Annotated in this window: 15 protein-coding genes; 11 read left to right on the top strand and 4 right to left on the bottom strand. The window is 73.6% G+C overall.

Features of this window, described 5'->3' with window-relative positions; genetic code table 11:
- The first annotated feature begins 153 nt into the window (after positions 1-153).
- On the top strand, positions 154-1,566 hold the full coding sequence (locus tag I8D64_RS13765; protein ID WP_200503362.1) for an MATE family efflux transporter: 1,413 nt from the start codon (positions 154-156) through the stop codon (positions 1,564-1,566).
- A 214-nt stretch (positions 1,567-1,780) separates the two neighbouring features.
- On the opposite strand, the gene I8D64_RS13770 is transcribed toward I8D64_RS13765, so the two are convergent.
- The 4 genes from I8D64_RS13770 to I8D64_RS13785 all read right to left on the bottom strand — a co-directional run bounded on the left by I8D64_RS13770 (position 1,781) and on the right by I8D64_RS13785 (position 9,706).
- Positions 1,781-4,828 (bottom strand): hypothetical protein, encoded by a 3,048-nt coding sequence (locus I8D64_RS13770; RefSeq protein ID WP_200503363.1) that lies wholly within the window; start codon positions 4,826-4,828, stop codon positions 1,781-1,783.
- A 291-nt stretch (positions 4,829-5,119) separates the two neighbouring features.
- A complete protein-coding gene (gene metE / locus I8D64_RS13775) occupies positions 5,120-7,528 on the bottom strand; it encodes a 5-methyltetrahydropteroyltriglutamate--homocysteine S-methyltransferase (protein WP_200503364.1) in 2,409 nt (802 codons plus the stop codon).
- Positions 7,525-8,526: a methylenetetrahydrofolate reductase gene (locus I8D64_RS13780; RefSeq protein WP_200503365.1), complete on the bottom strand. Its 1,002-nt coding sequence runs from the start codon at positions 8,524-8,526 to the stop codon at positions 7,525-7,527. Before I8D64_RS13780 ends, metE begins: the two co-directional genes overlap by 4 nt.
- A gap of 91 nt (positions 8,527-8,617) precedes the next feature.
- Positions 8,618-9,706, bottom strand: coding sequence for a glycoside hydrolase 5 family protein (locus tag I8D64_RS13785; protein WP_200503366.1), 1,089 nt, complete (start codon positions 9,704-9,706; stop codon positions 8,618-8,620).
- A 336-nt stretch (positions 9,707-10,042) separates the two neighbouring features.
- Here I8D64_RS13785 and I8D64_RS13790 point away from each other — a divergent pair, with 336 nt between their 5' ends.
- The 10 genes from I8D64_RS13790 (at position 10,043) to I8D64_RS13835 (ending at position 22,423) form a co-directional block, all read left to right on the top strand.
- Positions 10,043-11,215, top strand: a complete 1,173-nt coding sequence (locus tag I8D64_RS13790) for a glycosyltransferase family 4 protein (RefSeq protein WP_200503367.1) — start codon at positions 10,043-10,045, stop codon at positions 11,213-11,215.
- A complete protein-coding gene (locus I8D64_RS13795) occupies positions 11,212-12,465 on the top strand; it encodes a hypothetical protein (protein ID WP_200503368.1) in 1,254 nt (417 codons plus the stop codon). The genes I8D64_RS13790 and I8D64_RS13795 overlap by 4 nt, the downstream gene beginning before the upstream one ends.
- The gene (locus I8D64_RS13800; protein ID WP_200503369.1) at positions 12,462-13,748 is read left to right on the top strand and encodes a glycosyltransferase family 4 protein; all 1,287 of its coding nucleotides are present in this window, start codon (positions 12,462-12,464) and stop codon (positions 13,746-13,748) included. The genes I8D64_RS13795 and I8D64_RS13800 overlap by 4 nt, the downstream gene beginning before the upstream one ends.
- Complete coding sequence (locus tag I8D64_RS13805) at positions 13,745-14,818, top strand: YveK family protein (protein ID WP_200503370.1); 1,074 nt, start codon at positions 13,745-13,747, stop codon at positions 14,816-14,818. Before I8D64_RS13800 ends, I8D64_RS13805 begins: the two co-directional genes overlap by 4 nt.
- Positions 14,802-16,850 carry a polysaccharide biosynthesis protein gene (locus I8D64_RS13810; protein WP_200503371.1) on the top strand — a complete coding sequence of 683 codons (2,049 nt, stop codon included), beginning with the start codon at positions 14,802-14,804 and terminating at the stop codon, positions 16,848-16,850. Before I8D64_RS13805 ends, I8D64_RS13810 begins: the two co-directional genes overlap by 17 nt.
- Positions 16,847-18,004: an aminotransferase class I/II-fold pyridoxal phosphate-dependent enzyme gene (locus I8D64_RS13815; RefSeq protein WP_200503372.1), complete on the top strand. Its 1,158-nt coding sequence runs from the start codon at positions 16,847-16,849 to the stop codon at positions 18,002-18,004. Before I8D64_RS13810 ends, I8D64_RS13815 begins: the two co-directional genes overlap by 4 nt.
- Before the next feature lie 77 nt (positions 18,005-18,081).
- Positions 18,082-19,386, top strand: coding sequence for an oligosaccharide flippase family protein (locus I8D64_RS13820; RefSeq protein WP_200503373.1), 1,305 nt, complete (start codon positions 18,082-18,084; stop codon positions 19,384-19,386).
- Positions 19,383-20,360 (top strand): glycosyltransferase family 2 protein, encoded by a 978-nt coding sequence (locus I8D64_RS13825; protein ID WP_200503374.1) that lies wholly within the window; start codon positions 19,383-19,385, stop codon positions 20,358-20,360. The genes I8D64_RS13820 and I8D64_RS13825 overlap by 4 nt, the downstream gene beginning before the upstream one ends.
- Before the next feature lie 117 nt (positions 20,361-20,477).
- Positions 20,478-21,167: a PIG-L deacetylase family protein gene (locus tag I8D64_RS13830; RefSeq protein ID WP_200503375.1), complete on the top strand. Its 690-nt coding sequence runs from the start codon at positions 20,478-20,480 to the stop codon at positions 21,165-21,167.
- A 467-nt stretch (positions 21,168-21,634) separates the two neighbouring features.
- Positions 21,635-22,423, top strand: coding sequence for a GAF domain-containing protein (locus I8D64_RS13835; protein ID WP_200503376.1), 789 nt, complete (start codon positions 21,635-21,637; stop codon positions 22,421-22,423).
- The last annotated feature ends 73 nt before the right edge of the window (positions 22,424-22,496 follow it).

A 22,496-nucleotide genomic window follows, 5' to 3' on the forward strand; every position in this document is an offset into this window, starting at 1 on the left:
TCGAGCGGGGCGTGCGGACTCGGCCGACGCGAGGCGGCCATCCTCGGGCATTCGACCACAGGTCGGACATCCCGAGCATCAGCCGAAGGTCGGAGCATCGGGTGTGATCCGCGCCCCGCCCGTCGACCCTGCGGCCCCTGGCACGATGGATGCGTGCCCGACCCCTCGCCTGATCTTCCCCCCGACTCCTCCTCCGCCTCCTCGCGCGACTCCTCCCCCGCGCGGCCGCCCGAGCCCTCGCCCGCGGCGGCGCGGCGCTCGGTCGACCGCGAGATCCTGCGCCTCGCGCTGCCCTCGCTGGGCGCGCTCATCGCCGAGCCGCTGTTCGTCATCACCGACTCCGCGTTCATCGCGCGGGTCTCGACGACGTCGCTGGCCGGGCTCGGCCTCGCCTCGACCGTGCTGACGACGGTCGTCGGACTCTCCGTGTTCCTCGCCTACTCGACGACCGCGGCGGTCGCGCGGGCCGTCGGCGCGGGGCGCATGCGCGAGGCCATCGCCCGCGGGGTCGACGCCGCCTGGCTCGCCCTGATGATCGGCGCGGGCTGCCTGCTCCTGCTGGTGGTCGGAGGCCCGGTGCTGCTCCCGCTGTTCGGGGCGGGGGCCGACGTCACCGCCGAGGCCGCCGTCTACCTGCGGATCTCCGCGCTCGGCCTGCCCGCGATGCTCTCGGTGCAGGCGACCACGGGCCTGATCCGAGGGCTCCAGGACGCGCGCCTCCCGCTCGTCGTGGCCGTGGGCGGAGCGCTGCTGAACATCCCCCTGAACGCCGTGCTGATCTTCGGCCTGGGCCTGGGGATCGCCGGCAGCGCGACGGGCACGGTGATCAGCCAGTGGCTGATGGCCGGTGTGCTGCTGGGCGTGGTGGTGCGCCATGCGCGGCGCGAGGGCGTGGCGCTGCGGCCGCATCTGGGCTCGGTCGCCGCGACCGGCCGCGAGTCCTTCCCGATGCTCGTGCGCACGCTGAGCCTGCGCATCGTCACCCTCGTCACCGTGCTCGTCGCGGCGCGGCTCGGCGCGGTGCAGCTGGCCGCCCACCAGCTCGCGAGCACTGTTTTCATGCTGCTGTCCCTCGCGCTCGACGCTCTGGCGATCGCTGGCCAGGCCCTCACCGGCAGACACCTGGGCGCGGCCGATACCACGACGGTCCACGCCGTGACCAGCCGCCTCACCCGGTGGGGCGTGGGCGGCGGGGCCGTGGTCGGTGTGGTGCTGCTCGCGGCGAGCTACGTGGTGCCGTCCTGGTTCAGCCCCGACCCGGCCGTGCAGGAGAGCCTGCGCGCGGCGCTGTGGGTGCTGGTCATCGCCCAGCCCGTCGCGGGCTACGTGTTCGTGCTCGACGGCGTCCTCATGGGCGCGGGCGACGCCCCTTACCTGGCCCGCGCGGGGATGCTCACGATGCTCGCCGTGATGCCCGGCGCGATCGTCGTCTGGTTCTGGGCGCCGGCGGGTCCGCTGGGACTGGCCGCCCTCTGGGGCGCCACGAACCTGCTGTTCATGGTCGCCCGCGCCGTCGCCCTCGGGGTCCGCGTGCGCGGGGACGCCTGGATGCGCACGGGGGCGTAGGGCGGCACGGATCCGGCGCGGGCGCGCACGGTGCGCGGCGCGCACCGAGGACCCCGCCGTGCCCCACGTGCCCTGCGGGAACACGCGACGATGACCAGGATCTATGACAGGAACGGGCCGTTCCTGTCATAGATCCTGGTCATCGTCAGGCGCAGGGGCCGGGGCCGACGGGCCGACGGGCTGGCGGGCCTGCGGGCCGACGGACCGCGGGGGCTCAGTACTCGCTGTACTGGACGGAGAGCTTCCCGTCGTCGTCCACGGTGACCGCGCCCGAGACCGTGATCGAGCTGTCGCTCGTCTCGTCGGTCGGCTTCTCGTCGTCCAGGAACGGCTCCTGCTTGTATGAGTAGACGGCGGAGCCGGCGTCCTCGTACCCGGTCGAGAAGTACCAGCCGTCCTCCTCCTCGACGGTGACCGTCGGGTAGTCCTCGATCTTCCACGAGCCGGAGTCGTCCACCTGGTCGTAGACGTACGCCTCGAAGGGGCAGTCCTCGGGAGCGGCGTCCTTGCTCGTGGCGCACTCGTCGATCCTGGCGTTCACCTGCTTCTGGACCTCCTTCAGACCTGCCTCGGAGAGCTGGTAGAAGGGGCTCGCGTAGGTGTCCTCGTCGCCGCTCGGCTCGACGAGCACCGGCACCTCGCTGTCCGTCACGGTGACGAGATCGGAGGCGGCGGGCAGCGACACGGTGTACGTGCCGGGCAGCGCCGGCAGGTCCACGTAGCCCGGCGACAGGTCCAGGTCGGAGACGTCGACCTCCTGATCGTTCACGAGGATCGTGGACGTGCCCTGGTCGACCACGAGCCGGAGCGTCGAGTACTCGACGGCGCCCAGCCGCCACGACGGGAAGACGACGGCGGAGCGGCCCGCGCGCTCGACCGTGAAGGTCCGCTCGCTGGTGACGCCATCCTGCGTGATGCGTGCGGTGACCTGCGCGGATCCGTCGTCCTGCCGGTCGGTGGCCGTGATCTCGTGGGAGTCCGGACGCTGCGCCGCCGCGCCTGCGATCTCATCGGTCAGCAGCACCTGCTGAGCGGTGGGCACGTTCGCGGGCGCCAGCTCGGACGCCTGCGAGGCCGAGCCGTCCTCGAGGGCGGAGAGGTAGGCGTCCACGCTCTTCTCCGGTGCGTAGACGGTCCGGGCGATCACGTTGTACGCGATGACGAGGCCGACGACCAGGACGCAGATCGCGCCGGCTCCGGCGAACCCGGCGATGAGGCGGCGCCGCGCCTTCTTCGAGAGCGGGCGTCGTTCCTGGGTCCCGGGCGCCGATCCCGACATGTCCACGGTCGTCGCGCCGCCGGCGGCGGCACCGCCGGCGAGGCCGGTCGCTGCACCAGCGGCGAGCCCGGTCGCTGCACCACCGCCGAGCGCGGCACTCCCGAACGGGGCGCCGGCCGGAACACCGGTCGGGGCACCGGTCGCGGTTCCCTCGGCGACTCCCGTCGCCGGGCTGCCGGGGCCGTTGGCGCCGGCAGACGCGTCGGCAGGCGCCAGGGGCCGGCGGAACCAGGAGAGCGCGCGGCGCGACAGAACGGGGACCAGCAGCGGGGCGAAGAACCGCGAGAGCACCTCGACGATCACCCCGGCCAGCAGCGCGAGGAACGGCGTCCACCAGGCGAGGCCGACGGAGCCGGACATCTGCTCGCCGCCGCCGAAGAATCCGCCCTCCACACCGACGGACACGGAGACCCGTGCCAGCACGAGCAGCACGATCCCGCCGGCGAAGTAGACCACAGGGAGCGCGGCCCAGGAGACGACGAGGGCGATGATGTTCCCGGGCACGATGCGCCGGCCGTGGTTCCACGGCAGCGAGACCACCAGCAGCACGCCGATCCCCACCAGGATCGTGATCAGCCACGCGTACCAGGGCAGGTCGAAGACCGTAGCGCGGCCTGTGAAGCTCGAGGACGGCAGGAACTCGCCGAGGAGGTCGGGAGCGTTCGCCTTCGCCGTGAGCGAGGACAGCAGCGGCAGCCCGGTGAGCGCCGCGATCATCTGGCCGCCGAGCAGCGGCAGCAGGAGCACGAGCACGAAGACCGGCGGCTGCTTCCCGTCCGCGAGCGCCTGGATCGTGGTGCCGATGGCGCCGAGGACCCCGAGTGCGATGCCGATGACGAGCGCGTGGACGACGGCGAGCTTCGCAGCGGCCGGCAGGTCCGCGACCAGCGGCCACCAGGCCCAGCGTGCGCGCCGGCTCATCCGGCCGAGCCCGATCGCGAGGGTGATCAGCAGCAGCGAGCCGAAGAACGCATCGAAGCCCGCGGCGTGCACACGCAGGGAGAAGCCCTCGTCGAGCGGGACGGGCTGGGCGAGGACGAGGGCCGCGAGCACCGTGAACAGTGCGGTGGCGATGCCCGTGATCAGCGCGCTGACCCAGATGCCGAGGAGCCCCGTGCTGCGTCCGCGCTGGACGAAGCGGCCTCCGTAGAAGGCCAGCAGCACCATCACGAGCGTGACGACGAACGGGAGCAGCCGCACGGAGGCCCGCAGGGCGACCCCCTCGAACTCCGCGTGCGTCCCCCAGGAGCCGAAGGATGCCATCGCGACCAGCTGGAACGGCATGCGCACGATCATCGCGATCCCGCTCAGCGCGCCCTCGGGGTCGATGCCCGCGGAGTCCAGCTCGTCGCCGACCTCCCCGGTGCCCGCGGCTCCCACAGCCATCGCCGCCGCCGAGAGCAGCACCGCGACCAGCGAGGTGAGGAGCGCGCCGACATAGGCGACGCCGCCCACCGCGAGCGACCGCAGGGGGCTCTCCAGCCCCGCTCCCCGCAGCGTCGCGACCACCTGCTCCGTGCTCATCGACGACGAGGCGGTCGGCATCGCCTGCGGCCCGGCGGCCGCGGGCGATCCCTGGCCCGGGGCCGACGGCGACCCCTGGGCGGGGGCCGCGGGCGACTCCTGCCCGGGCGCCGCTCCGACGGGTGAGGCGGGTGCCGGCGATCCGGCGGAGGCCGAGGCCTGCTGCTGGTCGGTGCCCGCCGGGCCGTCGGCGGACCGGGTCGGGTCCTGCCCGGGCGCCGCTCCGACGGGTGAGGCGGGTGCCGGCGATCCGGCGGAGGCCGAGGCCTGCTGCTGGTCGGTGCCCGCCGGGCCGTCGGCGGACCGGGTCGGGTCCTGCCCGTACGAGCCGTACGAGCCGTACGAATAGTCGGTGGTGCGCTGCTCGCCCTCGGGCGGGTTCGCGGCGGTGTGCTCAGGCGGCTGCGCGGACGGCGTCGTGCCGTCGGGCGCGGACGTGCCGTCATCGGGCGTCGTCATCGGAAGGTCCCCTCGTGCTGATCCGTGGTGTGCAGGATCGGATCCCGCCCGCACCGCTCGCGCCCACCATGAGGAGCCGATGATCAGGGTCCGTGCGGGAGATCTTCACCCTGTTCTCAGATTAGCCCCGCCCACCCACAGATCCAGGGAAATCCCGACGTGCGGACGCCCGATTTCCGGGCGCCCAATCCCGGGGCGCACGAATTCCGGGCACCCGATCTCCCGGCGCTCGATCTTCGGGCGACCGCATATCGGACGCTCGATCTTCGGGCGACCGCGCGGCCCGCCCCGTCAGCCGACCGGCAGACCCGCTCCCTCCCGCGCCGCCCGCTCGCGGACAGTGCGCGCGGCCTCGACGAGGTGCCGGAGGCTCTCGGTGGTCTCCTCGTAGCCGCGGGTCTTGAGCCCGCAGTCGGGGTTCGCCCACAGCCGCCCCTCCCCCACGCGGTCGAGCGCGGCCGAGAGCTGGGAGCGGATCTCCTCGGTGGCGGGCACGCGCGGGGAGTGGATGTCCCAGACGCCCGGGCCGATGCCGCGGGAGAAGCGCTCGGGATCGAGGGCCTCGAGGATCTCGCCGCGCGATCGGGCGGCCTCGATGCTGGTGACGTCGGCCCCCAGGGCGTCGATCGCGTCGACGACCTCGTTGAACTCCGAGTAGCAGAGGTGGGTGTGGATCTGGGTGGCGTCGGCCGCGCCGGAGGTGGCGAGGCGGAAGGAGTCGACGGACCAGCGCAGGTAGTCGTCCTGGTCGGAGGCGCGCAGCGGCAGCAGCTCGCGCAGCGCGGGCTCGTCGACCTGGACGATGCCGATGCCGGCCGCCTCGAGGTCCGTGATCTCGTCGCGCAGCGCGAGGGCGACCTGGTCGGCGGTCTCGCCGAGGCTCTGGTCGTCGCGCACGAACGACCAGGCGAGGATCGTCACGGGACCGGTGAGCATGCCCTTGACCGGCTTGTCGGTGAGCGACTGGGCGAAGGTCGACCAGCCCACGGTGATCGGCGCGGGACGCGACACGTCGCCGAAGAGGATCGACGGGCGCGTGCAGCGCGAGCCGTAGGACTGCACCCAGCCGTGCGCGGTGGTCGCGAAGCCGTCGAGGTGCTCGGCGAAGTACTGGACCATGTCGTTGCGCTCGGGCTCGCCGTGCACCAGGACGTCCAGGCCCAGCTCCTCCTGCAGCGCGACGACGCAGCGGATCTCCTCGCGCATCGCCTTCTCGTAGGCGGCGTCGTCGATGCGCCCGGCACGGTGGTCGGCGCGTGCCCTGCGCACGCCCGCGACCTGCGGGAAGGAGCCGATGGTGGTGGTAGGCAGCACGGGCAGGCCGAGCCGCGACTGCTGGGCGGCGCCGCGCACCTCGAAGGCGGAGCGCTCGAGGTCCGCCGCGGTCAGGCCCGCGGTGCGCTCGCGCACATCGTTGCGGCGCACGCCCGCGAAATCGCGCGGCACGGAGCGGGGCCCGTCGACGGAGCCGGGGGCGACGGAGGAGCCCGCGAGGGCCACGATCTCGGCGATCTTCTCGTCGGCGAAGGCGAGGGTCGCCCGCAGGTCGGCGGGCAGATCGGTCTCGCGCTCGAGGGTGTGCGGGACGTGCTGGAGGGACACCGAGGTCGAGACGACGACGGCGCCGGGGTCCCCGCCGGCCTCGGCCACGCGCTCGCGCAGCAGGGCGAGACGGGCGGCGGCCGTGGGCAGCTCGGTGCGCCACACGGAGCGGCCCTCGACGAGGCCGGCGGCGATCACGGTGCGGCCGACGCCCGCGAGCTGCGTGGCGCTCGGGATCTCGCCGCGCGTGAGGTCGAGGTGGACGGCCTCGATGCCCGTGGCGAGCAGGCCGGGCAGCAGGTCGCCGATGCCGCCGTAGGGGGTGGTGACGAGGATCTGCGGACGGTCCTCGGCCGACGCCAGGCGGCCCTCGGCGCGCTCGAGCAGCGCGGCGAGGCCCTGCGGGTCGATGCGCTGGTCGGCGGCGAGCGCGGGCTCGTCGAGCTGCACCCAGGTCGCGCCTGCCTCGTGGAGGCGGGCCAGCAGCTCGGCGTAGACGGCGACGACGTCGTCCAGGCGGTCCAGAGGGTCGAAGCCCGCCGGTGCGCCGTCCTGCGCCTTGGCGAGCAGGAGCAGGGTCAGGGGGCCGACGAGGACCGGTCGCGCGGCGGCGTCGGCACCGCCCTCGAGGCTCTCGCGGAACAGGTCGATGACCTGGGTCGATGCGATGTGCAGGTCGGTGTCGGGGCCGATCTCCGGGACCAGGTAGTGATAGTTCGTGTCGAACCACTTGGTCATCTCGAGCGGCGGCTGCTCTGCCGTGCCGCGGGCCAGGGCGAAGTACCCGTCGAGGTCGATCGTCCCGTCGGCCGAGCCCGATCCGTCGGCCGAGCTCGCGCCGTCGGCCCCGAGGACGTCGGCGAAGCGGTCCGGGACGATGCCGACGGCGAGCGCGGCGTCGAGCACCTGGTCGTAGAGGGAGAACGTCTCGGGGATCGCGGCGGGGCCGGTGAGGCCGAGCTCGGCGAGGCGGGCGCGGGTCTCGTCGCGCAGCGCGCGGGTGCGCCGTGCGAACTCGGCGCGGTCGATGCGACCGGACCAGTAGGCCTCCTCGGCCTTCTTGAGCTCGCGGTCGGGGCCGATGCGCGGGTAGCCGACGGGCGTAGCGGCGGGCAGCGGGGCGCGGGCGGCGTCCGGGGTGCGGGGAGCGTTCGTCATCGGGCATCTCCAGTGGTCGGGTCGATTGTGGTCGGGCCGGGTGCGGTCGGGCCGGATGTGGTCGGGGAGGGTGCGGTCGGGTCGGACCAGCGGTCCAGGTCGAGGAATTCGAGCACGTCGAGGGACTCGGCGTGGCGGTTGAAGGTGAACAGGTGCAGTCCGGGGGCGCCGGCGTCCAGGACGCGGGTGATGAGGTCGACCGTCCAGCGCACGCCGATGCGCCGCTGCTCGGACTCGTCGCGCGCGGTCTCCAGCGAGTGCATGAGGTCGCGCGGGAGCGGCACGCCGGAGAGCTCGCCGAGGCGCTCGAGCCGGCGCGGGTTCGTGGCGGGCACGAAACCGGGGATCACGGGCATCCGCAGGCCGGCGTCGCGGGCCTTCGCGATCAGTGCGCAGTACTCGGCGGGGTCGAAGAAGACCTGCGTGATCGCGAAGTCCGCGCCCGCGCGCTCCTTGGACAGCAGCACCTCCAGATCGTGCTGGGAGGTGGGCGACTCGGGGTGGCGGTGCGGATAGGCGGCCACGCCCACGCTCACGCGTCCTCCGGCCAGAGCCGCCGTGCGCTCGCGCTCGACCTCGCGGATGAGGTCCACGAGCGGACGGGCGAAGGGGATCTCGTCGTCCTCGAGGTCGTGCCCCTCCTCCTGGTCCCCGCGCAGGGCGAGGATGCCGCGCACCCCGCGGTCCAGGAGGGCCTCGACGACGGTGCGCAGCTCGGCCCGGCTCGAGCCGATCGAGGTCACGTGCACGAGGGGCCGCAGATCGGTCTCGCGCAGCACGTGGTCGGTGAGCTCGAGGACGCGCGCGAGGTTCCGCTGGCCGGTGCGGCTGGTGACGGAGACGTAGTCGGGCGCGGTGGTCTCGAGCTGGGCGATGGTGTCGCGCAGTCGCTCGAAGGTGGTGTCGGTGCGCGCCGGGAACAGCTCGTAGCTGAGCGCGGGCCTTCGACGGGATGCCACCGTGCGCTCGAGCTCGGGCAGGGTCGTGGGCGCTGTCATGCCCGGGAAGCTACGGGAGGGAGCGGGCGGCCCCGAAGGACGGTGACCGTGTGTGAACCCGGTCTCACGGAAGGCCTGGTGAGCGGGCCGGTCAGTCCTTCTGCGAGGCCGCGCGGCGGAGGACTGTGAACGCAGGCTTCGGGCTGCCGTCCTCCTGCAGGATCCCGAACCCGCTGCCGTCGGTGGAGCGGAGCTCGTAGAAGAAGGAGGCCAGCAGCGCGGGATCGTCGAGGACCTTCACGTACCGCGCGTACGCGTCCGCCTGGTCCGCCTCGTCGAACCGGTCGTCACCCGTGGGCAGGCCGATCTCGCCGATCATCATCGAGGCGCCGTACCGATCGGCCAGCCGCTTCGCGCGGGCCGGCAGGGCGTCGAGCGCCGCGGCGTCCAGGTCGGGATACGCGTCGACGGTCAGCACGTCCAGGCTCGGCGCGATGACGTCGAAGATCTCCCTCCAGCGGCGCTCCCGGGCGTCGTCCACCGGGTATCCGTACAGGTTCGTCGTCACCCGTCCGTGGGGCGCATGCCGGTGCAGGGCCGCCTGCGCATCGCCGAGGGCGCGCGCGAGGAACGCGAGGTAGTCGGCCGTCGCCTCGCCCTCGAGCGGCTCCGTCGAGCGGGGATCCCAGCCGTCGGGCTCGTTGAAGACCTGCCACACGTACGACTGGTCGCCGACCGCCCGGGCGATGGCGTCCCAGTACTCGCGCATGCGCCGCAGGAACACGGACTCGTCGACATCGTCGCCCGTGCGCGCGTCCACGAGCAGCAGGCAGACCTGGAGTCCGCGCTTCCGCGCATCGGAGACGTCGCGCGCGAGCGCCTCGAGCCCCTTCTCGTCCATCTCCACGGGACGCTCCGCATCGCCCCACGAGCGCAGCACGGACTCGGTGTCGACGCCGAAGCGGACCCAGCCCAGCCCGAGCTCGGTCGCGAGATCGAGCTCGCGCGCCATGCCCAGCCCGCCGTCGCGGGAACCGGCGATCGTGACGCCGAACCGGCCCAGCGGCACGGCGGGCTCCGCGCGGGCCGAGCCCGAGGCCGTCAGGAGCACCCCGGCCCCCACGGCCGCCGCGCCCACGACCCGTCGCCTCGAGGGGAGCGCGCCCGGAAGGGCCGCGCCGACGTCGGTGTCGATGTCGGCGCCGACAGGGGCCTGACCAGGCGAGCTCCTGGGGGTCATGGTGCGATCCGGGACGCGGCGATCACGAAAGCGAGCACCGTTCCAGGATAGACGGGCGGGCGGATCGCGGCCGGGGCCGTCCGGCAGCGCGCGATGCCCGGCGTCCGATCCGCTGCACGACAGTCGGCCCGTCCCCCGCGCCGCCCCTCCTCGCCGCGGCGACCCCACCCCCGGGACCCGTGACCCGCCGCACAATGTCTTCGCGAATCGGACAGAAGGGTGGATTCTGGTCATTCGGGGCAGTTACCGGCGGGTCATCGACGCGCCGACGCCCGGCGCTGCGGGGGACGTGCAGCGCATCAACGCCGTCGACGACTGCTGTCCAGGGGGAATGACATGCACGCACGCTCCGTCGAGCGCGCCCCGGCAGACGTGCGCGTCCTGCACCTGATCCACGACACCACGGTCGGCGGCGTCGAGGCGATCGCCGCGCACCTGCAGGCGGCGCTCCGCACCCCGGAGCCTCTCGCGGCCGACGTGCGATACCGCGTGGCCTCCCTCGCGGGCGCGCCGGAGGGCCAGGAGGCCCTGGTCGCCGACGTCGAGGGCACCGGCGTGAACTCGCCCCTCTCCGCGCTCCGACTCCTCCGGGAGGCCCGTCGCCTGCGCCCGCAGGTCACCGTGACCTCGCTCTGGCGGGTCGTCGCGCTGGGCGCCCTGGCCCGCAGGCTCTCCGGCGGCCGATGGGCCGTCTGGGTGCACAGCTCCCGCTTCACCAACCGCTTCGACCGGGCCGTGCACCGCTGGGCGATCCCCCGCACGGACATGGTGCTGGTGGACTCCGCCTCGGCGTACGAGAACGTGGTGCGACCCGCACTGGCCCGCGCGGGGACGAGCGTCCCCCACGTGCTCGTGCACCCCCGCGCCTCGCCGATCTTCTCCGACGACGTCCCGCGCAGGGCACCGCGGACGGACGAGCCGCTGCGCCTCGTGTTCTGGGGGCGCCTGGCTCCGTCCAAGCGCCTGGACCGCATCGTCGAGCTCCTCGGCCGCGCGGATGCCCTCTGGCCCGGCGGCGCCCGGCTCGATCTGATCGGGCCGGACGACGGAGCGCTCGAGAGCGCCCTGGCCCTCGCCGCGTCCTACGGGCTCCGAGATCGCATCACGCGTCACGGCGCGAGCGCGCGCGAGGAGATCGGCGCCCTCGCCGCCGCCGCGCACGTGTTCGTGCAGCTCTCGGACTTCGAGGGGTACGCCATGTCCGCCCACGAGGCGCTCTCCGCCGGCATGGTCTGCGCCCTCACGCCCGTCGGCGAACTCGCCACGGACACCGCCGACGGCGTCGACGCCCTGCTCGTGGGCGAGGACACCGATTCCGCCGCCGAGCGGCTCATCGCCCTCGCCCAGGACCCCGAGGCCTTCGAGGCGATGGGCACCCGCGCGCGGTCACGCCACAGCGCATCGAGCACGGACATGGCCGAGGCCTTCGTGCAGGCCTGCCGCCGGCTCGCGGGAACCGAGCGGCCGGGATCCGGCGCGGCCCCGCGGCGAGGGACGGGCGCACGATGAGGGGCCTCGGGAACCAGATCGCCGTCGTGCTCATGGCCGGCGCGGCGCTGCTCGCCGCTCCCGTCATGCGGTCGATCGTGCCGGAGCAGTTCGTGCTCGACGGCGGCCACATCGACCACTCCATCCACGGGCCCATTCTGGGCGACGCCCAGTCGTTCCGGCGCGTGGCCGCGATCTACACGGCGCTCGGCCTGGGCGACCAGCAGTCCCTGGCCGCGATGCTGGGCATCGCCCTGTTCATCGCCGCCATGTTCGCGGCGATCGGGTGGACGCGCATCCGCGACCTCTCGCTCGTCGGCCTCGCCGCGGTCGCCGCCTCCCTCGGCCTGGCGGCCGTGTACCTCGCCCAGTACTCCAAGGAGCACGTGACGCTCCTACTTGTCCTCCTGGTGCTCCTCCTGCCCCGCGGACGCCGCTGGGACCTCGCGGTCCCGCTGCTCTGCGTCGCCTACGGCGCGACGCTGCGGCCGTACTGGCTGCTCATCGCCGTCCTCTACCTGGGGTGGCGGATCCTGCTCTCGCGCACTCGCAACCCGCTGGTGATCGTCGCCGCGCTGGCTCTCGTCTACGCGCTCCTGCAGCCCGCGTTCCAGATCGCGCTCGGGCAGACCCTCGAGGGGATGCGCACCTGGTCGAACGAGCAGCAGGCGAACGCGGACGTCGCCACCGTCATCGACTCGGCGTTCCCGGACGCCACCGGCCCGCTCGGCGTGCTCTCGGCCCTCATCGCCCTGGTCTTCCTCGTCATCCCGGTCCCGCTGGGATCGACCGGCACGCCGTACTACGCGGTCAGCGCCCTGCTGATCATGGCGATCTGGGCCGTCGCCCTGCGTCCCGTCGTCAGGGGCGAGCTCATCACGACGGGCCGCGCATCCCGCGCCGGCGGAGCCCGGTGGGGCGCGGATCCCGCCCGTCCCGGCGCCGCCCCGATCGGGACCCCCGGCGCGTCCCAGGGCAGCGGCGTGCGCACCGCTCGGGCCGTGTCGCTGCTGCTCGCGCTGCTCGTGGTGCAGGCGATCTTCGAGCCCGACTACGGCTCCTATCTCAAGCATCTGACGCCGATGCTCCCGCTGGTCCTCGCCGCGCTGCCGAGCGGGACCGACCGCTCGCACGCGGCCGCCGCGCTCTTCCCCGGTGCGCGCGCCGCACGACGGCAGGAGCGCTCGGCGCGGCACCGTCCGCCCGTCCGCGCGCACCGCCCCCGGCCGTCCGCCCCACCCGTGACCTCTCAGATCGGAGGGACCCCATGACCCCCCGCACCGCTCCCGACAGCGCCGTTCCTGACGGCGCCCCCGGTCCTGGCGCCCCTGTGCGCGTCCTGCACGCGACCGACGCCTCGAGCTCGGGCGTGCTCGCCGCCGCGACCGCGATCGCCAAGGCCACGGCCGCACTCCCGGGGTTCGACGTCGCCTTCGCCTACGTCCCCCGCGCCGACTCCCCCTCCCGGGAGGAGATCGCCGCGATGATGGATGGACACGTCCGCGTCATCCGCCTCTCCCGCAGCCACCGCACGGCGGTCCCCGCGTTCGCCGTGGGGATCCTCGCGCTGCTCGCCCGCCGCCGGGTCGACCTCGTGCACCTGCACTCCTCGCGGGCGGGGATGCTGGGGCGCGCCGCGGCCCTGGTGACGGGCCATCGGAGCCGCGCGGTCTACAGCCCGCATTCCTTCGCCTTCGACCGCTCGGACGCCTCGGCGTCGTCGGTCGCCGTCCTGCGGGGGCTGGAGCAGATCGGCGCGGTCCTCGGCCCGCGCCTCGCGCTCGTCTCCGGCTCCGAGGAGCGCCTCGCCCGCCGCTCCCTGCGCGGCGTCCGCACCGCGGTGCTGCGCAACAGCGTGGACGCCGCGGCGCTCGCCCGCCCCGCGTCGCGACGGACCGGGCACGGCCCCCTGCGCATCGTGCACGTGGGACGCGTCGCCCCGCAGAAGCGCCCCGACGTCTTCGGCGAGATCGCACGCCGGTGGGAGCAGGAGCGCCGCACCGGGGACAGCGCCCTGCCCGTGGCGCGTTTCCGCTGGCTGGGCGACGGCGAGCGCCAGCTCCTCGGGGAGGGGGTCGAGGTCACGGGGTGGCTCTCCCCCGCCCGGCTGCGCGCGGAGCTCGCCGAGGCCGACCTCATGCTCTTCACCTCCGCCGGCGAGGGGATGCCGATCGCGCTCCTCGAGGCCCAGGCGATGGGCATCCCCTGCGTCGCCCATCCCGTCACCGGCGTCACCGACATCCTCGTGGACGGCGAGAACGGGGTCCTCGACGGGACGGCCGACGGGCTGTTCCGCGCCCTCGCGTCCCTCGCGGCCGACGCCCCGGCGCGTCGGCGGATGGGCGAGGCCGCCACCGCCCGGATCACCCAGGAGTTCGACCTCGCAGATCTGGCGAAGCGGACACTCGACGCATATCGTGCATTGGGTGTCCGCCCTCCCCTCGACACGCGCGTGCCCGGCGCCGGCGAAGCCGCCGAGCACGTGGAGGACGCCACGGGGGCTCCCCCCGCCCCGAGGCCCGACACAGCACACGAAGAAGGAGTCCGCTCATGACCACAGCCGCCCTCTGGAGGACCCTGCGCGAGCGCTGGTGGCTGCTCGCCGCGGGCGCCGTCATCGGACTGATCGGCGGACTGATCGTGAACGCCGCCCTGCCGCACTCCTACGAGTCCAAGGGCCAGATCCTGGTCGAGGCGGACGCCGCGCAGTCCGCGGAGGTCACGCAGAACCTCCCCACGTACCTCGAGCTCGCCACGGCCGACAGCACCGTCACGAAGATCTCGAAGCTCATGGGCGAGAGGATGGCCGCCGCCGACGTGGCGTCGTCCGTGTCCGTGACCTCCCCGGAGAACACCTCGATCATCGAGGTCACCGCCGAGGACGAGGATCCGGCGACCGCGCAGAGGCTCTCCTCCGCCGCGGCGACCGCGCTGTCGGAGAACATCGGCGACGGCAAGGACAAGGGGGTGTCCGCGTCGGTCGTGCTCAAGCCGGCCGTCCCCTCCAGCCCGTCCTCGCCCAACCCGGTGATCATCGCGCCGATCGGCCTGGTCGTCGGCCTGCTGGCGGGGCTCGTCGCCGCGCTGGCGCTGAACGGCCGCGACCGGCGCCCGCGCCGGATCGACGACGCCGCGGACGCCGCCGAGGCGCCCGTCCTCGCCGTCCTCGGCTCCTCCGAGCACGGGCTCGCCGCGGAGGCCGCGGAGCAGGGGCGCCCCCGCACGCTGCAGGGGCTCGCCGGCGCGATCCACGGCCTGGACGGGGCGCCCGGAGCACGGACGACGCTGCTCGGCATCGACGGCGCACCCGTCGGCCGGCTCGCGGAGGGGCTCTCGGAGGAGGGCCTCGCCGTGCGCACGATCGACCTCGACGCCGACGCCGACGTCCTCGTCGCGATGGGGGACGACGAGGCGACGATCCTGGTCGGCGCGGCCGGCGCCCGGGTCAGCAGGTTCGCACGGGGGGCCGCGATGGCCCGTTGGAGGGGGAAGCGGCTCGACGGAGTGGTGATGCTCGCGGACGGGTCGGAAGAGCGCCTCGACGAGGTCGGGGAATCGGAGAAGCACGAGGCGGCGGGGGAACTGCCGCACGAGGGGGAAGAGAACGATGGCAGGCGCATCTGAAGCACTCGAGGACGAGCAGAACCGGGGCACCACGCTCTGGCCCCGCCGGTTCACGCAGGCGGGGATCGAGCGCAACACCCCGTGGGTGGTGGCGCTCGTGCTGGGCGCGTGCGATCTGGTGATGTGGGCGCTCGGCTGGCTGGTGGCCGATCTGCTGCTGCCGGGCGTCGTGCTCGTCCCGGCGCTCGTCCTCGCCCTGGTCTCGATCGCCGTGCAGTTCATCGCCGGTGCGCTGCTGGGCGTGTACCGGCACCGGTACATCGTCGGCTCCGTCGGCGAGCTGCGCACCGTCGCGCTGGCCTCGGCCATCTCGGCGATCGCGGCGGCCCTGGGCTCCCTCGCCTTCGCCGGCGACCGCTTCTTCGGCGGCGTCCTGCTGGCCTGGCTCGCGGCCCTGGTGCTCATGATCGGCGCCCGCCAGGCGCTCCGCATGGCCTTCGACCGCGAGCGCGCGCCGCGCGATGCGCAGGACGTGGTCATCGTGGGCGCCGGGATCCTCGGCGCCTCGCTCATCGACCACCTGCTCAGCGACAAGCACAGCAAGTACCGCCCCGTCGCGCTCGTGGACGATGACCTCGCCAAGCGCGCCATGGTGGTCCGCGGCGTCCCCGTGCGGGGCCGCACCATGGACCTGGCCCGGGTCCTGGACGAGACCGGGGCCGACGGCGCGATCGTCGCGATCTCCGAGGCCGACTCCGATCTGTTCTCCCGCCTGGCCGATCAGGTCGACACGAGCGCCCGCTGGGTGCGGACGGTCCCGACGTTCAGCGAGATGCTCACGCGCGACAGCATCGGCCGACTGGTCGATCTGGACGTGGAGGACCTGGTGGGCCGCCCGATCACTCCCCCGGACACCTCCGCCGCGCGCGAGGTGATCGCGGGCCGACGAGTGCTGGTCACCGGTGCCGGCGGCTCGATCGGGTCCGAGCTGTGCCGCCAGATCAAGAAGCTCGAGCCCGTGGCCCTGGTCATGCTCGATCGCGACGAGTCCGCGCTGCACGCTCTCTCGATGTCCCTGCAGGGCAGCGCCCTGCTCGACCAGCCCGAGTACGTGCTCGCGGACATCCGCGACCGCGAGGCCCTCGACGCGGTCTTCACCGAGCACCGCCCGGAGGTCGTCTTCCACGCGGCCGCGCTCAAGCACCTGCCGATGCTCGAGCGCTTCCCCGCCGAGGGATGGAAGACCAACGTGCACGGCAGCCGCAACGTCATCGACGCCGCGGAGCAGCACGGCGTGGAGCGCTTCGTGAACGTCTCGACCGACAAGGCCGCGCGCCCCACGTCGATCCTCGGCGCCTCCAAGCGGGTCGCCGAGGGCCTCACCACCGACGCCGCCGACCGCACCGGTCGCCGCTACGTGAGCGTGCGCTTCGGCAACGTGATCGGGTCGCGGGGCTCCGCGATCCCCGCCTTCGGCCAGCAGATCCGCAACGGCGGCCCCGTCACCGTCACGCACAAGGACGTCACCCGCTACTTCATGACGATCCCCGAGGCGTGCCAGCTGGTGCTGTTCGCGCTCTCCGTGGGCCGCAGCGGCGAGACCCTCGTGCTCGAGATGGGCGAGCCGGTGAAGATCGTGGACATCGCCCGGCGCATGATCTCCCTCGCCGGGGTCTCCTGCGAGATCGTCTTCACGGGCCTGCGCCCCGGGGAGAAGCTCGCCGAGGAGCTCTTCACGCCCGACGAGAACACTGTTCTCACCCGCAGCGGGCGCGTGTGGCACGTGCGCAACGAGCCGATCGCCGAGGGCGCCCTGCCCGCGCCGGCGGCGCCCGAGAGCGCCATCGACGCCTTCTACACGCAGGTGCTCGCCGAGAACGACCTGCACCAGGTCGTCGAGGGGTCGCCCGTCGTTCCGCCCGACGCCGACGCCGGCACGACGGCGCGCGCGCCTGAGCCGGCGCCCGCGCCCGCGCCGGCGCCCGGGCCCGCGGGCGCGCAGGTCGCGGTGCCCGAGACCCCCGCGACCGCGCGCACCCCGCAGATCGCCGCGGCGACGAGCGCCGATGGACCCCAGGAGATGACGAAGTGACCGCACGCATCCCCCTGTCGGTGCCCACGATCGGCACGCGCGAGCGCGAGCTGCTGCTGGAGGCCGTGGACTCGGGCTGGATCGCCCCCGCCGGGCCGCAGCTCGACGCCTTCGAGGCCGCGCTCGCCGAGCGCACCGGGAGGCGCCGCGCCGTGGCCCTCTCCTCGGGGACGGCCGCGATGCACCTGGCCCTGCGCGTGGCCGGCGTGGGCCCGGGCGACCTCGTGATCTGCCCCTCGCTGACCTTCATCGCCACGGCCAGCGGCATCGTCGCCTGCGGGGCGACACCCTGGTTCGTGGACTGCGACGAGACCGGCGTCCTCGACCCGGCCCTCGTCGAGCAGGCGCTCACGGAGGCGGAGTCGCGCGGCGCCCGCGTGCGGGCCGTCGTGCCCGTCGACCTCTACGGCCGGATCGCCGACCACGGGAGGCTCGGCGAGATCGCGCGCGCCCACGGCGCGCAGCTCGTCGTCGATGCGGCGGAGTCCCTGGGTTCGGTGCGCGAGGGCCGCCCGGCCGGGAGCGAGGGCATCACCGCGGCGCTCTCGTTCAACGGCAACAAGATCATCACGGCCTCCTCCGGCGGCGCCGTGGTCACGGACGACGACGCCCTCGCCGACCACGCCCGCAAGCTCGCCACGCAGGCCCGCGAGCCCGTCCCGTACTACCAGCACGAGGAGGTCGGCACGAACTACCGGCTCTCGAACATCCTGGCCGCGATCGGGCTCGCGCAGCTGGAGCGGCTGGACGAGTTCTGCGCGGTCCGCCGCGCGCACCGTGCGGCGTACGAGCAGATGGCCGCCGATCTCCCGGGCATCACCGTGCTCGGCGGCGGCGATCCCGGCAGCAACGCCTGGCTGACCTCGATCGTCGTCGACGAGCAGGTCGCGGGGATCGACACCGCGGGCATCGGCGAGGCCCTCGCCGCCCACGACATCGAGTCGCGGCCCGTCTTCAAGCCGATGCATCTGCAGCCGGTCTTCGCCGACGAGTCCGCGTTCCCCCGCACGATCACGGGGGTCGCCGAGCGCCTGTACCGCACCGGCCTCAGCCTCCCGAGCTCGCCCGCGTCCTCCGCCGACGACATCGCCGAGGTCTGCGAGCGCATCCGCGCGACGGTGCCCGCGCGTCCCGCGCGGTCGGCAGCCGTCTGATGCAGGATTCCCGAACCTCCGATCCGTCCGTCGGGCCACCGGAGACCAGCAGGCCCGACACGGCGAGGAGCGGCGACATGCCAGAACAGGCCGACCCTCCGGGCCGCGGCAAGCCCGATTCCGCGAAGCGCGTGAGCACGGACGTGCTCGCCATCGGCCTGGGCTACCTCGCCTCGTTCGCCTACCCGCTGGTCTCGCTCCCGTACCTGGGGCGGGTGATGGGGGCCTCGGAGCTCGGCCACCTGATGTTCGCCCTGGCGGTCCTGCAGATCGTCAAGAGCGTCGTCGACTTCGGCTTCGACCAGTCCTCGCTGCGCAGCATCGCCGTCTCGGCGTCCACCGCCGAGCGCTCCCGCGTGGCGGCCGAGACCCTCGCGGCCAAACTGCTCATCTGGACGGCCTGCACGCTCGTGCTGATGTCCACGGTGCTGATCGTCCCCGGGCTGCGGGAGCGGTGGCTGATGTACGCCGTGGGCCTGCTCCTCATCGGACTCGGCGAGATGTACCCCAGCTGGTTCCTGCAGGGCACCGGGCGGGTCAAGGAGTTCGCACTGCTCACGGCGGTCTCCCGCCTGATCTCGCTGGGCCTGCTGCTGCTCACGGTGAACTCCGCGGACGACATGGTCCTCGCGATGCTGTGGCAGCAGTTCCCCTTCGCCCTCTCCGCTCTCGTCGGCTGGTTCATGCTGCGGGTCGTGTGGAAGGAGGCGCACTGGGTCGTCCCCCGCTGGGCGGGAGTGAGCGGGACCATCCGGGACTCCTGGCCCCTGTTCATCTCGAGCGTCGCGTTCCTGCTGATGAGCACCGTGAACACCGTGGTGCTGGGCGTCCTCTCGACCTCCCGTCAGGTCGCGTTCTTCGGCGCCGGCGAGCGCTTCAGCAACGCGGCCCGCGGCGTGATGTACGGCGTCACCGGCGCGATGCTCCCGCGGATGACCCGCGAGGACGCGGGCGCCCGCTCGATCCAGCGCCTGATCAGCACGGGCATCGTCCTGGCGTACACGTGCGCCGGGATCATGCTCATCGTCGCCTCGCCCTGGTTCGTGCCGTGGTACCTGGGCGAGGGCTTCGACCCGACGATCACCGTCATGCAGCTGATGGGCATCGCGCTGCTCCCCGTGGGGCTGAGCTCGATGCTCGCGCTGCGCGCCACGGCCAACCATCGCTTCCGCGACGTCGGACGCATCTCCATGACCGGCGCCCTGCTGCACCTGGCGCTGCTGATCCCCGCCAGCTGGCTGTGGGGTGCGGTGGGCGCCTCGGCCGCACTCATCGCCTCCGAGGTGCTGCTGGCGGCCCTCTACATCCGCGACCTCGTCCAGCGGCGGCGCGCCGCCGCGAGCGCAGTGCCCGCCCCTGATCCTGAGGAGGATCCCTCATGAACGACAAGCCCCGCGTCAGCGTCGTCATCGCCGCCTACGAAGCCGGATCCGTGGTCGGCACCGCCCTGCAGAGCGTGCTCGACCAGACGATGGAGGACTTCGAGGTCCTCGTGATCGACGACGGGTCCACGAAGGATCCCGTCCCCTCCGATCTCTCCTCGGACCCCCGCGTGCGGCTCGAGTGGAAGCCGGAGAACGGGGGCCATCCGAGCGTCACGAACTGGGGCCTGGACCGTGCCCGCGGCGAGTGGATGACCTGGGTGGACGCCGACGACCAGATCGCTCCGCGCTTCCTCGAGGTGATGCTCGACGCCGGCGAGGCCGCCGGGGCCGACATCGTCGTCGCGCCCACCGCCTACGTGCGGGACGGCCACCAGGTGGGCGTCTCCCCGTGGGATCCCCCGGAGGGTCCGATCAGCGGCGCCGAGGCCCTGCGGCGCGCGATCCACGGGGAGTTCCCGCTCTCCCAGCACATCCTCTACCGCCGCCCGGTCACGCGGGCCGACGAGGGCCTCGTCTACGCGGACTACCTCTTCGCCCGCGAGGAGCTGAGCCGCGCCGGGACGGTGGCGTTCACCGACGAGCCCTGCTACCGGTACGTCATCCACTCCGACTCGGTCACGGGCAGCCTCCGCGAGAGCATCTTCGACCTCCCGGCGCTGGTCGACATGGTCCAGCCGGTCCTGGTGCGTACCTTCGGCGAGCCCGAGGCCTCGGAGCTGCGCACCGTGCACGAGCGGCACGTCGTCACCCACCTGCTGCACGCGGCGGCCCGCGAGAAGACGGACTCCCCCCTGCGCCGCCGGGTCCGCGCGTGGTGCCGCAGCCGCATGAGCGTCGCCGGCGTGCGCGCCCTCCTCGCCGAGGGACACCGCTCCGAGGCCGCCTCCTGGTCCCTCGCGCTGGTCTCCATGCCGCTGCACCAGGCGGCCTACGGCGCCTACGACCGCGTGAAGGACCTGCGGCGGCGCTGACCCCTCCGGCCCCGGCGCGCCCGCCTCACCCCACTCCAGAACCCGTTCCTCCTCCATCCCCCGTCGCACCAGGAGCTCCACAGCCGGAGCTCCGCACCCAGAGAAAGGCCCACCAGCGTGAGCAGCACCAGAGTCCTCGTCATCGCCCCGCATCCGGACGACGAAGTGCTGGGCTGCGGCGCGACCATCGCCCGCCTCGCCGACGCCGGGGCCGAGGTCACCGTCGCGATCGTGTGCTCGAACCTTCCTCCGCTGTACGAGGAGGGCGTCGCGCCCCGGATCGAGGCGGAGGCCCGGCGCGCGCACGCCGTCCTGGGCGTCCACGAGTCCGTGTTCCTCGACCTCGAGGCCGTGGAGCTCGCCCGCAACTCCGTGGCCCAGCTCAACGCCGGCCTCCAGGCGATCGTGGACCGGGTGAAGCCCGAGCTCGCGCTGATCCCGTTCCCCGACCGGCACGTGGACCACAAGGCCGTGTTCGACGCCTCGATGGTGGTCACGCGTCCGGTCGGCGAGGGCCGGGGGATCCGCACCGTCGCCATGTACGAGACGATCTCCGAGACCTTCTGGAACGCCCCCGGCGCCGAGCCGACGTTCGCCCCGAACTGGACGGTGGACGTGACCTCGACGGTCCATCGCAAGACCGAGGCGTTCCGCTGCTTCGACAGCCAGATCCAGGAGTTCCCCTCCGCCCGCTCGACGGAGGCGCTCGAGGCGCTCGCCCTGATGCGCGGGAGCCAGTCCTCGGTGCCCTACGCCGAGGCCTTCCAGATCGCCCGCATGCACACCCCGGCGTCGCTCGCGCTCTGAGCCCGGGCGGACGAGCGCACGGGAGCCGGCCGGGTTCCGTCTCCTCCCCCGGTCTCGGAACGGTAACCGGCCCCGCCCGCCCCGTCGATGCGTCCGTTTCGTGGCGTACGCTCGATTCGTCGGCGCGCATCGAGAGTCGGGGAGCGCAGCCGCACCGGGAGGTGGCGCATGCACATGCCATCCCGACCGGCCCGGATTCCGGACGACGCCGCATACCGGCACGAGGTGCTGCGCGCGCACGAGGACCTGCCCGCGGCGACCTCCCCCGACAATGACCGTCGCATGGTCCGAGACCCCGTGCTCGAGTCCTGGCGGCGCTCCCTGGACCTGCTCTTCCGCGATGCGGCGTCGCCCGTGCGCGCCGGCCTCTCCGGGGCCGAGCTCGCCGAGGCCCGCCGGCGCCACGCGTTCAGCGCCGTCCTCCCCCTGCTCCAGGAGCGTCTGATCGACCCGCGGTCGAGGACGGGATGCTGGTCGCCCTCGGTGACCAGCAGGGTCGTCTGCTGTGGCTCGAGGGTCCCTCGCGGCAGCGCACCCGCGCCGAGGACGTCGGCTTCACGGTCGGCGCCGACTGGTCCGAGGACGCCATCGGCACGAACGCCCCGGCGCTCGCCCTGGCGAGCGGCAGCGCGATCCAGGTGGCGGGTGCCGAGCACTACGTCGAGGCGATCCAGGGGTGGAGCTGCAGCGCGGTCCCCCTCCTGGACCCGGCGACCGGCGAGGTCCTGGGGGTCATCGACGTCACCGGGGACGACTGCGCCGTCGGCCCGCTCGTGCTGCCCCTGCTGCGGGCCGCCGCCCGTGCCGTCCAGGCGGAGCTGCCGCAGCGCGAGGACGACGGCGCGGACACCGCCCCCGTGCCCCGATTCCAGCGGGCCGACGCGGACCCGCGCACCGGCGATCTCGAGCTGCTGATCACCGGCCGGCGTACGGCCCTGATCCGGCGCGGCCGCGTCACGGCGTGCCTGTCGGGACGGCACGCGGAGCTGCTGACCCTTCTGCACCTGCATTCCGACGGCATGGGGGCGGGCGAGCTCGCGGAGTCCCTGTACGGGTCGCTCGACGCCGTGGGCACGGTGCGCGCCGAGGTGCTGCGCCTGCGCCGCGTCCTCGAGGGTTTCACGGGCGATGCGCTGACGCTCGGCTCGCGCCCCTACCGCCTGCAGGGAGAGCTCGGCAGCGATCTGCTGCGCACGCGCGCCGAGGCCCTCAAGGCGGAGGGGCAGGAGGAGCGGACGGGCGCGGACGTCCGCTGAGATCCCGGAACCCGACCGCCACCGCCGCCGCACAAGGCCGTGACCAGCGGGAAGAGCGTCCTGTTGCTCTGCG

It is taken from the genome of Brachybacterium halotolerans (genome assembly GCF_016623465.1).
Lineage (GTDB): Bacteria > Actinomycetota > Actinomycetes > Actinomycetales > Dermabacteraceae > Brachybacterium > Brachybacterium halotolerans.

Coding starts and splice junctions, on each gene's coding strand:
- I8D64_RS13770 (WP_200503363.1), bottom strand. CDS start 4,828: ATGACGACGCCCGATGACGGCACGTCCGCGCCCGACGGCACGACGCCG.
- metE (WP_200503364.1), bottom strand. CDS start 7,528: ATGACGAACGCTCCCCGCACCCCGGACGCCGCCCGCGCCCCGCTGCCC.
- I8D64_RS13780 (WP_200503365.1), bottom strand. CDS start 8,526: ATGACAGCGCCCACGACCCTGCCCGAGCTCGAGCGCACGGTGGCATCC.
- I8D64_RS13785 (WP_200503366.1), bottom strand. CDS start 9,706: ATGACCCCCAGGAGCTCGCCTGGTCAGGCCCCTGTCGGCGCCGACATC.
- I8D64_RS13790 (WP_200503367.1), top strand. CDS start 10,043: ATGCACGCACGCTCCGTCGAGCGCGCCCCGGCAGACGTGCGCGTCCTG.
- I8D64_RS13795 (WP_200503368.1), top strand. CDS start 11,212: ATGAGGGGCCTCGGGAACCAGATCGCCGTCGTGCTCATGGCCGGCGCG.
- I8D64_RS13800 (WP_200503369.1), top strand. CDS start 12,462: ATGACCCCCCGCACCGCTCCCGACAGCGCCGTTCCTGACGGCGCCCCC.
- I8D64_RS13805 (WP_200503370.1), top strand. CDS start 13,745: ATGACCACAGCCGCCCTCTGGAGGACCCTGCGCGAGCGCTGGTGGCTG.
- I8D64_RS13810 (WP_200503371.1), top strand. CDS start 14,802: ATGGCAGGCGCATCTGAAGCACTCGAGGACGAGCAGAACCGGGGCACC.
- I8D64_RS13820 (WP_200503373.1), top strand. CDS start 18,082: ATGCCAGAACAGGCCGACCCTCCGGGCCGCGGCAAGCCCGATTCCGCG.
- I8D64_RS13825 (WP_200503374.1), top strand. CDS start 19,383: ATGAACGACAAGCCCCGCGTCAGCGTCGTCATCGCCGCCTACGAAGCC.
- I8D64_RS13835 (WP_200503376.1), top strand. CDS start 21,635: ATGCTGGTCGCCCTCGGTGACCAGCAGGGTCGTCTGCTGTGGCTCGAG.